Annotated in this window: 12 protein-coding genes; 9 read left to right on the top strand and 3 right to left on the bottom strand. The window is 65.1% G+C overall.

Annotation, left to right across the window (positions count from 1 at the left end):
* Positions 1-10: 10 nt before the first annotated feature.
* On the bottom strand, positions 11-409 hold the full coding sequence (locus tag A3AC_RS0127245; RefSeq protein WP_025602581.1) for a VOC family protein: 399 nt from the start codon (positions 407-409) through the stop codon (positions 11-13).
* 119 nt (positions 410-528) lie between these two features.
* Here A3AC_RS0127245 and A3AC_RS0127240 point away from each other — a divergent pair, with 119 nt between their 5' ends.
* From A3AC_RS0127240 to lnt, 7 genes are all read left to right on the top strand, one after another.
* Positions 529-1,512, top strand: coding sequence for a LysR family transcriptional regulator (locus A3AC_RS0127240; RefSeq protein ID WP_025602580.1), 984 nt, complete (start codon positions 529-531; stop codon positions 1,510-1,512).
* Between the two features lie 220 nt (positions 1,513-1,732).
* Positions 1,733-3,118, top strand: a complete 1,386-nt coding sequence (gene miaB / locus A3AC_RS0127235; protein WP_025602579.1) for a tRNA (N6-isopentenyl adenosine(37)-C2)-methylthiotransferase MiaB — start codon at positions 1,733-1,735, stop codon at positions 3,116-3,118.
* Between the two features lie 107 nt (positions 3,119-3,225).
* Entirely contained in the window at positions 3,226-4,299 is a 1,074-nt protein-coding gene (locus A3AC_RS0127230) for a PhoH family protein (RefSeq protein ID WP_025602578.1), read from the top strand.
* A 60-nt stretch (positions 4,300-4,359) separates the two neighbouring features.
* Positions 4,360-4,821, top strand: coding sequence for an rRNA maturation RNase YbeY (gene ybeY, locus A3AC_RS0127225; protein ID WP_025602577.1), 462 nt, complete (start codon positions 4,360-4,362; stop codon positions 4,819-4,821).
* A gap of 19 nt (positions 4,822-4,840) precedes the next feature.
* Positions 4,841-5,557 (top strand): gamma-glutamylcyclotransferase, encoded by a 717-nt coding sequence (locus A3AC_RS0127220; protein WP_025602576.1) that lies wholly within the window; start codon positions 4,841-4,843, stop codon positions 5,555-5,557.
* 301 nt (positions 5,558-5,858) lie between these two features.
* The gene (locus A3AC_RS0127215; RefSeq protein ID WP_025602575.1) at positions 5,859-6,752 is read left to right on the top strand and encodes an HlyC/CorC family transporter; all 894 of its coding nucleotides are present in this window, start codon (positions 5,859-5,861) and stop codon (positions 6,750-6,752) included.
* Positions 6,753-6,822: 70 nt separating this feature from the next.
* Positions 6,823-8,550, top strand: a complete 1,728-nt coding sequence (lnt, locus tag A3AC_RS0127210) for an apolipoprotein N-acyltransferase (RefSeq protein WP_025602574.1) — start codon at positions 6,823-6,825, stop codon at positions 8,548-8,550.
* A gap of 75 nt (positions 8,551-8,625) precedes the next feature.
* On the opposite strand, the gene A3AC_RS0127205 is transcribed toward lnt, so the two are convergent.
* Together A3AC_RS0127205 and A3AC_RS0127200 are read right to left on the bottom strand one after the other, a co-directional pair.
* Positions 8,626-9,384 carry a M48 family metallopeptidase gene (locus tag A3AC_RS0127205; RefSeq protein ID WP_025602573.1) on the bottom strand — a complete coding sequence of 253 codons (759 nt, stop codon included), beginning with the start codon at positions 9,382-9,384 and terminating at the stop codon, positions 8,626-8,628.
* Between the two features lie 258 nt (positions 9,385-9,642).
* A complete protein-coding gene (locus A3AC_RS0127200) occupies positions 9,643-10,263 on the bottom strand; it encodes a glutathione S-transferase C-terminal domain-containing protein (protein WP_035475982.1) in 621 nt (206 codons plus the stop codon).
* A 298-nt stretch (positions 10,264-10,561) separates the two neighbouring features.
* Between A3AC_RS0127200 and A3AC_RS0127195 the strand changes: the two genes are divergently transcribed.
* Both A3AC_RS0127195 and A3AC_RS0127190 read left to right on the top strand, forming a co-directional pair.
* Entirely contained in the window at positions 10,562-11,968 is a 1,407-nt protein-coding gene (locus A3AC_RS0127195) for an aminopeptidase P N-terminal domain-containing protein (RefSeq protein WP_025602571.1), read from the top strand.
* A 6-nt stretch (positions 11,969-11,974) separates the two neighbouring features.
* The gene (locus A3AC_RS0127190; RefSeq protein WP_025602570.1) at positions 11,975-13,405 is read left to right on the top strand and encodes a UbiH/UbiF/VisC/COQ6 family ubiquinone biosynthesis hydroxylase; all 1,431 of its coding nucleotides are present in this window, start codon (positions 11,975-11,977) and stop codon (positions 13,403-13,405) included.
* Positions 13,406-13,573 lie beyond the last annotated feature (168 nt).

Here is a 13,573-nt window from a genome sequence, read left to right as displayed (position 1 = left end):
TCCCCAGGTTTTACGGTTGAGCGTGATGCAGCGCCGTCACGAACTCGACGACGACGCCCGGTGCCAGCGCGACGAAAATCTGCATGGCGGCCTCTTGCGGACCCATCTGCGGGACTTGCGCTGTCTGGTAGCCGACGCCGCAAGCGCTGAGGCGGCCGAGCAGTGCCTGCCATTCGGCGGCGCTTTGCAGACGGAACGCGATATGGTCGATGCGCGGCGCCGTGCGGATCGACGGGGCCGGCGCTGTCGCCTCGACCAGATGCACCACCGGTCGGCCGTCCGCGTAAAGCCAGTAGCCGTCGACGGAAAACGGCGGACGCGCGCCCTGTGTCAAGCCGGCGACGTCGACGAAAAGGCGGCGGGCCGTGTCGAGATCCGCTGTGACGATGGTCGCGTGATCGAGTTGCATGATTTCCGGCGGCCGCAAGCGCCGCATGGGTTTTCGAGACCTGGATTGTGGCCGGGCGACGCTAATTTGATAATTGGCGTAGCATTTGAAGCATTTTCAAATGTCATTTGAAACCGGCCATGGATAACCTCGGCGACATTCGCCTTTTTGTGGAGGCCGCGCAGCAGGGCAGCCTGTCCGCAGCGGGCCGCAAGATGGGACTCACGCCCGCCGCCGCGAGCGCCCGCCTCGCGAAGCTCGAAGCCGGCCTGAAGGCGCGGCTTTTCGAGCGCACGACGCGCCAGTTACGGCTTACAGACGAAGGCCGCCTCTACCTGAATTGCTGCCGCCAGGCGCTGCAATCGCTCGACGACGCGAAAGCCGCGCTGCAGGCCGGCCAAGGCGTGGTGCGCGGCAAGGTGCGCGTGTCGGCGACCTCGGACTTCGGGCGCAACCTGCTGATGCACTGGCTCGACGAATTCAATGCGCTCTACCCTGAAGTGACGTTCGCGCTGACGCTGTCGGACTCGCTGGCGAATCTCGTGCAGGAGGACATCGACCTTGCGATCCGCTTCGGCGTGCCGCAGGACAGCTCGCTCGTCGCTCGCAAGCTGGCGCGAAACCGTCGCGTGCTGTGCGCATCGCCGGAATACATCGCGCGGACGGGCGAGCCGAAAGATCCGCACGATCTCGCCAATTTCGACTGCATCGTGCTCAGCACCGGCTCCGGACCGGTCAACGAATGGCGTTTCACGCGCGGCGACGAAGTGCAGCACCACACGGTGCCGCTCGAAACCGCGCGCGAAACCAACGACGGCGCCGTCGCCCGCGAATGGGCGCTGCGCGGCTACGGCATCGCGATCAAGTCGATGTGGGACGTGCAAGCGGATCTGCGCGCCGACGGCCTGAAAATCCTGCTGCCCGACTGGCGCTATCCGGACGCGCCGCTGCACGCGCTGTACCACCGCAACCGCTTCATGGCGCCCCGCGTGCGCGTGCTGCTGGACTTTCTGAGCGAGCGCTTCGCCCAGGTGTCGGATGAACTGGAAAGCCTGCTTGGCTTGCCGCCCGAGCCGCCGGGCGCGCAAGCGGGCGACGAGGCCCTGTCCGGCGAAGGGCTATAATATTGCGCTACACGGCAAGCGTGTGGGAGCAGCGCCCATTCACGGCCAACCGGGCCGCCGGGATCGGCTGAAAGCGCAAACCGGAAGCGACCCTAAGCGGCGAAAAACAGCGGCGCGAATGCGCCTGAAGCGCCGGCCCACGGACGTCCGCACGTTTCCGCCCCTCCTTGACCCTTTTACACAGCGCCCCCAGGTTAACCACTGCGACCGGCGAAATTCGATGACCAAGAAAGTTTATGTAAAGACCTTTGGCTGCCAGATGAACGAGTACGACTCCGACAAGATGGTCGACGTACTCGGCGCGGCTGAAGGCCTCGTCAAGACCGACACGCCCGAAGACGCGGACGTGATTCTCTTCAACACCTGCTCGGTGCGCGAGAAAGCGCAGGAAAAAGTGTTCTCCGACCTTGGCCGCGTGCGCGAGCTGAAGGAAGCGAACCCCGATCTGATCATCGGCGTGGGCGGGTGCGTGGCGAGCCAGGAAGGCGCGTCGATCGTCGCGCGCGCGGCCTACGTCGACCTCGTGTTCGGTCCGCAAACGCTGCACCGCCTGCCGCAAATGATCGACAAGCGTCGCGAAAGCGGCCGCGCGCAGGTCGACATCACGTTTCCAGAAATCGAAAAGTTCGACCATCTGCCGCCCGCGCGCGTCGAAGGCCCCAGCGCGTTCGTCTCGATCATGGAAGGTTGCAGCAAGTACTGCAGCTATTGCGTCGTACCTTACACGCGCGGCGAAGAAGTCTCACGTCCGCTGGACGACGTGCTGACGGAAATTGCCGGTCTCGCCGACCAGGGCGTGCGGGAAGTGACGCTGCTGGGTCAGAACGTGAATGCATTCCGCGGCGCGCTGACGCTCGGCTCGTCGGAAATCGCCGACTTCGCGACGCTGATCGAATACGTCGCCGAGATTCCGGGCATCGAACGCATTCGCTACACCACGTCCCACCCGAAAGAATTCACGCAGCGCCTGATCGACACCTACGCGAAGGTGCCGAAGCTCGTGAGCCACCTGCATTTGCCGGTGCAGCACGGATCCGACCGCATCCTGATGGCGATGAAGCGCGGCTACACCGTGCTCGAATACAAGTCAGTAATCCGCAAGCTGCGAGCGATTCGCCCGGATCTGTCGCTTTCCACTGACATGATTGTCGGATTCCCCGGCGAGACGGAAGAAGACTTCGACAAGATGATGGCGCTCGTGCATGAGATGAAGTACGACACGAGCTTCTCGTTTATCTACAGCCCGCGTCCAGGCACGCCGGCTGCGAACCTGCCCGACGACACGGCGCGCGAAGTGAAGTTAAAGCGCCTGCAGCACCTGCAAGCCACGATCGAAGAAAACGTACAGCGCATCAGCGACTCGATGGTCGGCAAGGTCGAGCGCATTCTGGTCGAACGCCCGGCGCGCAAGGACCCGAACGAGCTGGCGGGCCGCACCGAGAACAACCGCGTGGTGAATTTCCCGGCGCCGGTGGCTTCGCATGCACGGCTGATCGGTCAGATGGTCGACGTGAAAATCGTCAAGGCGTACCCACATTCGCTGCGTGGCGAACTTGTGCTGGTGCACGACAATGCAGAGGACGGCGCAAGCGCCACCACCCACTGACTGACCACCAAGCGACCATTGACGACGCAAGCGCGCGGCCCCACGCAACGCTGAAAGCGCCCGCGCCGCCGCCCGCGTACTGAAACCGACAGGATCGACTCATCGCCTTGAAAACCACTCAGCCGCATCTGGAATTCACCGCTCCGCGCGACGACAACGCGCGGCTCGCCAACCTCTGCGGACCGCTCGACGAAAACCTGCGGCAAATCGAGCAGGCGCTCGACGTGACGCTGCAACGCCGCGGACACCGCATCACGATCCGCGGCCGCGGCGCGAAGCTCGCGCTGACCGCGCTCGAAAACTTCTACAACAACGCGCGCGATCCGCTGTCGGTCGACGACATCCAGCTTGCGCTCGTCGAAGTGCGCCACCCGGCGCGGCATCGCACGAACGGCAACGGCAATGGCGACGAAGCGGGTGAGCCGGGCTTTCCCGGCAATCCGGACCATCCGTTCGACCAACCCGCCGACAGCGACGAAGACGACCTCGAAGAACTCGGCCCGAAGCTGTACACGCGGCGCGCCGATCTGCGCGGCCGCACGCCGGCGCAGCGCGAGTATCTGAAGCAGATCGTCTCGCACGACGTCACGTTCGGCGTCGGTCCCGCCGGCACCGGCAAGACCTATCTCGCGGTTGCCTGCGCGGTGGACGCGCTCGAGCGCGACCAGGTCAAGCGCATCGTGCTGACGCGCCCGGCCGTGGAAGCCGGTGAGCGCCTCGGCTTCTTGCCGGGCGACCTCGCGCAGAAGGTCGATCCATATCTGCGTCCGCTGTACGACGCGCTGTACGATCTGCTCGGCTTCGACAAGACGGCGAAGATGTTCGAGCGGCAGATGATCGAAATCGCCCCGCTCGCGTACATGCGCGGCCGCACGCTGAACCACGCGTTCATCATTCTCGACGAGGCGCAAAACACCACGCCCGAGCAGATGAAGATGTTCTTGACGCGAATCGGCTTCGGCTCAAAAGCGGTGGTGACCGGCGACACGACTCAGGTCGATCTGCCGCGCGGCCACAAGAGCGGGCTCATCGAAGCGCAGCAGGTGCTGTCGGACGTGCGCGGCATTGCGCTCACGCGCTTTACGAGCGCGGACGTGGTGCGGCATCCGCTCGTCGCGCGAATTGTCGAGGCATACGACGCGCATTCGCAGAAAACCGCCAGCCCGGCGGATTCGCGTTGAATTCGCCCGGACTGTGCGCACCAGTCGCCGCGCAACACCTCGCCTGAAACATCAAACAAGATGAGCCGCGCTCCGAAACTGACGCTGAACCTGCAATTTCCCGCCGCGAAAGCCTGGCCCGAACACAAGGCGCTGCTGCCGCGCGCCACGGTGGCCGGCTGGATCAAGGCCGCGCTTTTCGCGGACGGCGAACTGACCGTGCGTTTCGTCGACGCCGAAGAAGGCCGGACGTTGAACCGCACCTATCGCGGCAAGGACTATTCGACCAATGTGCTGACGTTCGCGTACGCGGAGTCCGAAGACGATCCAGTGACGGGCGATCTGATCCTGTGCTGCCCAGTGGTGGAGAAGGAAGCCGCAGAGCAGGGCAAGCCGCTCCTTGCGCATTACGCGCATCTGCTGGTGCACGGCACGCTCCACGCGCAGGGCTACGATCACGAAGTCGACGAAGAAGCCGAGGAAATGGAAGCGCTCGAAACCGAGATTCTCGGCAAACTGGGCTTTCCCGATCCGTACCGCTAACCGCCGCCCGAACTGAACCGTGAGCTCCTTTCCTCCAGACGACGACGCCCGACCGCCCTGCCCGGACTATCCGCCGGCGCTCGGCGAATCGCGGCTCCTGACGGACGAGGAACTGCGCGCATCGCTCGAATGCACGCTGCGCGACTGGGACCGGCTGAGCGACTTATGGCTCTTCGGCTATGGCTCGCTGATCTGGAATCCCGGCCTGCCTACTGTCGAAGCGACGCGTTCGAAGGTGCATGGATACCACCGCGGCCTGTATCTATGGTCGCGCGTGAACCGCGGCACGCCCGAACAGCCGGGGCTCGTGCTGGCGCTGGACCGTGGCGGTTCGTGCACGGGCATTGCGTTTCGCCTCGCGGCGCAAGGGGCGATGCCGCACCTGGAGGCGCTCTGGCGTCGGGAAATGGCGATGGGGTCATACCGGCCCGCGTGGCTGCCCTGCGTACTCGCCGACGGCCGGCGCGTCGACGCGCTCGCTTTTGTCATGCGCCGAGACGTGCCGAGCTATACCGGCAAGCTCGGCGACGAAATCGTCAAAACGGTGTTCGGCTGCGCGCGCGGCCGTTACGGCACCACGCTCGACTACGTGAGCCGCACGGTTCACGCGCTGCGCGAAAGCGGCATGCCCGACCGCGCACTCGAAGCGCTGCTGGAGCGCTGCGACGCCGGCAAGCGCGACTCCGGTACACCCGGCGCAGCACTGCCTGTTCCGCAGCCGCAAACCGGCAAATAGACGCCCGGTACACCTGGAGGCCGGCCGCAACGAGGCAAAGAGGCAAGGACGCAACGAGGCAGGCAACGAGGCCGAAGCGGAACATGAGTCACGGAGTGCCCACTCCGCATTGCCGTTTTTTTCTCCGCAACGCTTTCGGTCGTGTAATCAGTTACGATTGACCCATGGCCCGCGCCTCGCGGCGCTTTGGCGTCAGCCGTTTTCATTCATCGCCCGGCCGGGAGGGACACGGTCCTGCCACTTGCCTGGTGTATCCTTAATGCTCCGCAACAGCGCGCCCAGTCTTGCCGGGCGCACTACCATGAACGACACGTATCCCAGTCGACGCCACACCGACAAACCTCACGAAAAGCGCTCGCTGCTCGAGCGTCTGACTGATTTCATCTCGCCCGAGCCCGACTCGCGCGCCGAACTTCTGGAAATTCTGCAGGACGCGCACGAGCGCAACCTGATCGACGCCGACTCGCTGTCGATGATCGAAGGCGTGTTCCAGGTCTCCGAACTCAGCGCACGCGACATCATGGTGCCGCGCGCGCAAATGGACGCAATCAACATCGCGGACAGCCCCGACGAATTCATTCCTTACGTGCTGGAAAAAGCGCATTCGCGCTATCCGGTCTACGAAGGCAACCGCGACAACGTGATCGGCGTGCTGCTCGCGAAAGATCTGCTGCGGTACTACGCCGAAGAAGAATTCGACGTGCGCGGCATGCTGCGGCCCGCCGTCTTTATTCCCGAGTCGAAGCGCCTGAACGTGCTGCTGCACGATTTCCGCGTGAACCGTAATCACCTTGCGGTGGTGGTCGACGAATACGGCGGCGTGGCCGGTCTCATTACGATCGAGGACGTGCTGGAGCAGATCGTCGGCGACATCGAGGACGAATACGATTTCGACGAGGAAAGCGGCAACATTATCGCCTCGCCCGACGGCCGCTTCCGCGTGCGCGCGCTGACCGAAATCGAGCAGTTCAACGAGACCTTCGGCACGCATTATTCAGACGAAGAAGTGGACACCATCGGCGGACTGGTCACGCATCACTTCGGGCGCGTGCCGCATCGCGGCGAAAAGGTTCGTATCGACGATCTGATCTTCGAAATTCTGCGTGGCGACGCGCGCCAGATTCACATGCTGCTCGTGCGGCGCGATCCGCTTGCCGGTCAGCGCGAGCGCGAGGCGCAGCACGTCCAGACCTGAGCGTCATGCCACCGCAGGGCTCTTGCCCAAGTCTTCCCAACCCGCCACTTCTCACGCCGACCACGCAATAATGGCCGACCCGATTACTTCCTCTTCGCGCCGCGGCGTGAGCGCGGCCGCCGCGCAAGTCACGCGCGCGCGCACGCTGCCTCGCTGGCATTATCCCGTCGCGCTGGCGGCCGGCGCGGCCAACACCTTGTCGTTCGCGCCCACTCCGCACGGCGGCTGGCTCGAACTGGCCATCTTCGTCTTCCTGTTCGCCTGGCTCACGCGCACCACCGGCTGGAAAAGCGCGGCGCTCACGGGCGGCGCGTTCGGCTTCGGCAACTTCGTGACCGGCGTGTGGTGGCTCTACGTGAGCATGCACGACTACGGCGGCATGCCCGCGCCGCTCGCCGCGACCGCGCTCGTGCTGTTTTCGTTGTATCTCGCGCTGTATCCCGCTTTGGCTGCCGGCGTCTGGTCCTTTTGCGCCGGTCACGCGCGCAACGGCAAGTCCGCGGTCGACATGCCGTTTTCGCCGACGTGGCACGGGGCCCTCGCGTTCGCGAGCGCGTGGGCTATCGGCGAATGGCTGCGCGGCACGGTGTTCACTGGCTTTCCGTGGCTCGCGAGCGGCTACGCGCAAGTGGACGGCCCGTTCGCCGGGTTTGCACCGCTCGCCGGCGTTTACGGCGTCGGCTGGGTGCTGGCGCTAGCGGCCGCGCTGATCGTAGAGGCGCTGCTGCCGCTCGTGCCGGCGCTGCGCGGTTGCCGCGAATCGGTCGACACTGCGCCGGACGGCGGCCGTGCGCGCGGCCATGCTGCGCAAGTTGCGCTGCCGGGCGGCATCGCCCTCGCCTTGATCGCGGCGGGCCTGCTGCTGCCGCTGGCGAGCTGGACGGTCCCGGCGAACGCGCCGCTCGCCGTGCGTCTGCTGCAAGGCGACGTCAAGCAGGACATGAAGTTCGAGGAAGCGGGCGTGCGCGCCGCCATCGACCAGTATCAGCAGATGATAACGTCGAAGCCCGCCGACCTGATCGTCACGCCGGAGACCGCCATTCCGGTGCTCGCGCAGCAGTTGCCGGTGCCGTTCGCGGCCGCCGTGCGCAACTTTGCGGACTCGACGGGCAGCGCGATCCTGTTTGGCGCCATTGGCGGCTCGGTGACGCCCGAAGGCCGCGTGGTCGACTACACCAACAGTCTGTTCGGCGTCACGCCGGGCACACGCGACGTGTACCGCTACGACAAGCATCACCTCGTGCCGTTTGGCGAATTCGTGCCGTGGGGCTTTCGCTGGTTCGTGAACCTGATGAACATTCCGCTCGGCGATTTCGCGCGCGGCGGCCCAGTGCAGAAGCCGTTCGTCGTGCATAACCAGCCGGTCGCGGTCGACATCTGCTACGAAGACATTTTCGGCGAAGAGATTGCCCGGACCGTCCGCGAAAGCGATACGCCGGCGGGCGTGCTGATCAACTCGACGAATCTCGCGTGGTTCGGCGACACCATCGCGCTCGACCAGCATCTGCAGATTGCACGCATGCGCTCGCTGGAAACCGGCCGCCCGATGCTGCGCGCGACGAACACCGGCATGACGGCGGCAATCGACGCCAACGGCAAAGTGCTCGGCAAGCTCACGCCCTACACCATCGGCTCGCTCGACGTCACCGTGCAAGGCACAGCCGGCCGCACGCCTTATGTGACGAGCGGCAATAACACCGTGCTCGCCGTTTCCCTGTTGCTGCTGGCATTCGGTTTTGCATTCGGGCCCGGCATTGCGCGTCGCAAAAACGGCAACGCGGCAAACGGCGTTGAATAATCAGTGCGAAGACTTCAATAAAAAACGCGCGCTGCGGCAATTACCGACAGCGCGCGTTGAACATTCAGACACGCATTACTGATTCGACGCGATACGTTGCTGAATATGCTGCGCGCGTGCCGGCGATGCCGGATGCGAACTCAACATACTCGATTTACCGCCATCCATTTGCGCGAGTTTGTTAAACGCCGTGACGAGGCCCGACGGGTCCAGATTTTTCTTTTTCTGCAAATCGAACGAATAATCGTCGGCTGCGCTTTCCTGCGTTTGCGAGAATTGCGCGTTAATCAGCTTTTCGGAAAATTCGCCCAGTTGCGAACCGGACAGCGCCCCGGCAATGCCGCCCGCCGAAGACGCCACCGAACGCACCGCCGAGGTCGCGTACGCCACCTGCATCGCCTTCTTCGTGTGGCCGAGCGCCACGTGGCCCATTTCATGGCCGACCACGCCGCGCACTTCGTTGTCGTTCATCATGTCCATCAGGCCGCTGTAGACGCGCACGCAGCCGTTGGCCATGGCCCACGCATTCACGTCTTTGGTCATGTAGACCTTGTAATTCACTGGCGTGCCGTTGATGTTGTCGCCCAGTTGCGCGGCAATCTTGTTCAGGCGCTTCTGATACTTGCTGTTGGCGGGCGCGATGGTGTTTTCCTTGTCGAGCTGCGCGCATGACTTGTCGCTGAGCGCTCGGACGTCCGTGTCGGAAAGCGTGGCGGCCTGCGTGGCCAGTTGGCCCGACTGCACCAGCGCGGACGGATCGAGGCTGCTGACAGTGGAGCACGCGGCAAATAGCGAGAAGGCGGACGCAGCAATAACAAAGCGATACGGTTTCATCGTGAAAGTCTCTTTGTGGTGTTATTCGTTCGACGGCGCGATCAACTCGCCGCCCATTCGCAATGGCCGCATTCGACGGTGAGTCGCGCCGGATATGTTGACTGCATAACCATTGCCCCACGCGGCAGACGAAAAAAAAGCGCCTGGCGGGAGGCGCTTTTTTACCACATCTGAAAGCTTTAAATCATGACTTTGAAAGTACGATTAACGCAATTTTGCAAACTTGACGTATCCGTTAGCAGACTGGATTTTGGCCGTTCAGCCAACCGGCACAGTATCAATAAACGACTGGCGCAGAGAAAGCTTCTGAAAATGCTTATCGAGATTCGGATGCGAATCGCGCCAATTCAACTCCGGCATGCGGAAATCCAGATAACCCAGCGCGCAGCCCACCGCAATGTCAGCGAGCGTGTAGTGATTGCCCGCGCACCACGGCTTGCCAGCGAGGCCTTGCGACATGGCGACCAGCGCTTCGTCGATCTTGCGCTGCTGGCGCGCCACCCATGCGTCGACGCGCTGCTCCGGCGCGCGCTGCGTGCTTTCCAGGCGAATCAGCACGGCGGCGTCGAGCAGGCCGTCGGCGAGCGCTTCCCAGCATCGCACCTCGATGCGCTCGCGCCCCGATTGCGGGATCAGCTTGCCGACCGGCGACAGCGTGTCCACGTACTCGCAGATCACGCGCGAGTCGAACACCGCTTCGCCGTCTTCCATCACGAGGCATGGCACCTTGCCCAGCGGATTGAAGGTGTGGATGCGGGTATCCGGCGCCCAGACGTTCTCGGGCACCAGCTCGTAGTCGATCTTCTTGTCGGCCAGCACGATGCGCGCCTTGCGCACGAACGGGCTGGCGAGCGAACCGATGAGTTTCATCATTGCCATCTGCCTTTTTCTGAATCCGGCGAAAGTATAAGTGCTTGGCGGCGTGCGCGAACGCCGCGCGCGTTCTTCGCGAGCCGCGCGCGCAGCCGCTGTGGATGGATTGCAACATTGCCGCGCGACGCGGGCGCCGTCTAGCCGTCCGAACGGCCAAGGGCGGCGGAGGCGGCGGGCGCGAGACCACGGTCAACGCCTGTGGCGGCGGTCAGCCGGGCGGAGCGAGCGCCCCCACGGTGCGCGAACGCCCACCGCTGCGTGCCTGCGCAAAATCCGTCCCTGCATTGGGCGCTACAATCGCACGATGAACCAGCCGACCGAACCCACCATCGCCATCGACGTCTACCGCACGCGCCGCGAGCGCGTACTCGCCGCGCTGCGCGCAGCGGGCGGCGGCGTCGCCATCGTGCCGACCGCGCCCGAAGCGCTGCGCAACCGGGACGCCGATTATCCGTACCGGCACGACAGCTACTTCTACTATCTGACCGGCTTCACGGAACCGGAGGCGCTGCTCGTGCTCGACGCCAGCGCGGCGCCCGGCCAACCCGCGTCTATCCTGTTCTGCCGCGAGAAAAACGTCGAACGCGAGATCTGGGAAGGCTTCCGCTTTGGGCCGGACGGCGCGCGCGTTGCCTTTGGATTCGACGCCGCTTTCCCATTCGGCGAAATCGACGCGCAACTGCCTCAAATCCTCGCTGACAAGCCGTCGCTGCACTACGCGCTAGGCGCGTCGGAAAAGCTCGACGGCCAGGTGCGCGGCTGGCTCGAGGCCGTGCGCATGCAGGGCCGCAGCGGCGTCGCGGCGCCCACGGCCGCGCGCGATCTGGTGCCCTTGCTCGACGACATGCGGCTCATCAAGGACGACCACGAACTCGCCATCATGCGCCGCGCCGGGCAGATTTCGGCGCAGGCGCACCGCCGGGCGATGGCCGCGTGCCGCCCCGGCGTGCGCGAGTACGAGCTCGAAGCGGAGCTGCTCTACACGTTCCGTAAATTCGGCGCGCAGGCGCCCGCCTACACCTCGATCGTCGCGGCGGGCGCGAACGCGTGCGTGCTGCACTACCCGGCCGGCAACGCGATTGCGCAGGAAGGCGACCTGATCCTGATAGACGCGGCATGCGAACTGGACGGCTACGCGTCCGACATCACCCGCACCTTTCCGGCGAGCGGCCGCTTTACGGCGGCGCAGCGCGAACTCTACGAGATCGTGCTGGCTGCGCAACAGGCAGCCGTCGCCGCGACGCGCGCCGGGGTCACCTTCGATGACCCGCATCAGGCCGCCGTGCGTGTGCTGTCGCAAGGCTTGCTCGACACCGGCATCATCGACCGGACGAAGTTGGCTTCTGTCGACGACGTGATCGCCGAGCGCGCCTACGCGCCCTTCTATATGCACCGCACCGGCCATTGGCTCGGCATGGACGTGCACGATGTGGGCGACTACCGCGAGCGCAGCGCGCCGCGCGACGAAGCCGGCGTGCTGCCGTGGCGCACGCTGCAGGCTTCGATGACGCTCACCATCGAGCCGGGTCTGTACATCCGGCCGGCCGAGGGCGTGCCCGAGCGCTACTGGAACATCGGCATCCGCATCGAGGACGACGCGATCGTCACGCCAACGGGCTGCGAGCTGATCACGCGCGACGTGCCGGTGGCCGCCGGCGAAATCGAAGCGCTGATGCAGGAAGCCCGCGCGGCTCATGAAACAAGGAAGTAACCCGCAATGAACGATGTTTCCCCGTCGACGGTCATCCTGAAGCCGCGCGCGCTCGAGCAGACCTTCGATTTCGACGTGACGATCGTCGGCGCCGGGCCGGTCGGGCTCGCGCTTGCCGGTTGGCTCGCGCGGCGCAGCGTCACGCGCGAGCTGAAAATCGCGCTGATCGACGCCCGCGAACCCGAGGATTCGATTGCGGATCCGCGCGCGATTGCCGTGTCGCACGGCAGCCGCATGATCCTCGAACCGCTGCGCTGGCCCGCCGACGCCACCGCCATCCAGCGCATTCACGTGTCGCAGCGCGGACATTTCGGCCGCACGCTGATCGACCACGGCGAGCACGGCCTGCCGGCGCTCGGTTACGTGCTGCGCTATGGCTCCATCGTGCACGGTCTCGCCGAAGCGGTGCGCGCAACGCCCGTCCACTGGTTCCGTTCGACCTCCGCCGGGTCGCCGGTCCAGGAAGAAGACGGCGTGACGCTGCCGATCGAAACGGCGGGCGTTACGCGCCGGCTGCGCACGCGCATTCTGGTGAATGCCGAAGGTGGGTTGTTCGGCGATCAGAAGGGTGACAGACACCGTGATCGGCATGGCGCAAAAAGCGGTGGCGACAACGCAGCGGCGACCGGTTTTGCCGCCGCCCAAGCCGCGGATAACCCCGCTGCCGCGAGCGCCGAATCCGCTGAACGCGAGGCCGCAAACGCTCGAACTGCCGAACGCGACGCCATCCAGCATCCGCGTAGCCAACCAGCAAACCATGCCGACGGGCAGCGCACCGCGCGCCGCGCAAAAACCGGCACGCGCGACTACGGCCAGACGGCGCTCGTCGGCACGGTCAGCGTGTCGGCGCCGCAATCGCACGTCGCGTGGGAACGCTTCACGCCGAAAGGTCCGATTGCCTTGCTGCCGATGGGCGGCGTGCGCGGCGCCGACTACGCGCTTGTCTGGTGCTGCGCGCCGGACGAAGCCGCGCGCCGCGCGCAACTCCCCGACGACGCATTCCTGCGCGAACTCGGCACTGCGTTCGGCACTCGCATGGGACGCTTCACGCAGATCAAGGGACGCGCGTCGTTCCCGCTGGGACTCAACGCGGTCGATACGCTGGTGAGGGGCCGCGTCGTCGCCATCGGCAATGCGGCGCAGACGCTGCATCCGGTCGCGGGCCAAGGCCTCAATCTCGGCTTGCGCGACGCGCACGCGCTCGTCGATGCTTTGTCGGCGGAAGGCCCGACGCCGCTCGCGCTGGCCACCTTCGCGCAGCGCCGCGCACTCGACCGGCGCATGACGATCGGCGCCACCGACACGCTGGCGCGCCTCTTCACCATCGACTTCGCACCGCTCGCGATCTTGCGCGGCCTTGCGCTGACTGCGCTGGAATTCGCGCCGCCGGTTAAAACCGCGCTGGCGCGGCAGATGATGTTCGGCCAGCGCCGCTAGGCACGGCACGCTTTGTTGTGGCGCGCCCGGCACGGCGTCCACATCAGCCGCAGTAAAAACAGCCGCCGGATCAGCATTTCCAGCCAGACCGGGACCCGCCCCGCGAGTCGCCGCCCTCTATGACGCCGACCACTTTCATAGGCGATTTAACGACTTACAACGCCCGCC

The sequence above is a fragment of the Burkholderia sp. WSM2230 genome, from assembly GCF_000472445.1.
Taxonomy (GTDB): Bacteria; Pseudomonadota; Gammaproteobacteria; order Burkholderiales; family Burkholderiaceae; genus Paraburkholderia.
Note: the sequence above shows the minus strand (reverse complement) of the source record. Positions and strands in the feature narration are given on the sequence as shown.

Excerpts from the sequence above, each read along its gene's own strand:
- A3AC_RS0127245 (WP_025602581.1), bottom strand. The coding sequence starts at position 409 with ATGCAACTCGATCACGCGACCATCGTCACAGCGGATCTCGACACGGCC.
- A3AC_RS0127240 (WP_025602580.1), top strand. The coding sequence starts at position 529 with ATGGATAACCTCGGCGACATTCGCCTTTTTGTGGAGGCCGCGCAGCAG.
- miaB (WP_025602579.1), top strand. The coding sequence starts at position 1,733 with ATGACCAAGAAAGTTTATGTAAAGACCTTTGGCTGCCAGATGAACGAG.
- ybeY (WP_025602577.1), top strand. The coding sequence starts at position 4,360 with ATGAGCCGCGCTCCGAAACTGACGCTGAACCTGCAATTTCCCGCCGCG.
- A3AC_RS0127215 (WP_025602575.1), top strand. The coding sequence starts at position 5,859 with ATGAACGACACGTATCCCAGTCGACGCCACACCGACAAACCTCACGAA.
- lnt (WP_025602574.1), top strand. The coding sequence starts at position 6,823 with ATGGCCGACCCGATTACTTCCTCTTCGCGCCGCGGCGTGAGCGCGGCC.
- A3AC_RS0127205 (WP_025602573.1), bottom strand. The coding sequence starts at position 9,384 with ATGAAACCGTATCGCTTTGTTATTGCTGCGTCCGCCTTCTCGCTATTT.
- A3AC_RS0127200 (WP_035475982.1), bottom strand. The coding sequence starts at position 10,263 with ATGGCAATGATGAAACTCATCGGTTCGCTCGCCAGCCCGTTCGTGCGC.
- A3AC_RS0127195 (WP_025602571.1), top strand. The coding sequence starts at position 10,562 with ATGAACCAGCCGACCGAACCCACCATCGCCATCGACGTCTACCGCACG.
- A3AC_RS0127190 (WP_025602570.1), top strand. The coding sequence starts at position 11,975 with ATGAACGATGTTTCCCCGTCGACGGTCATCCTGAAGCCGCGCGCGCTC.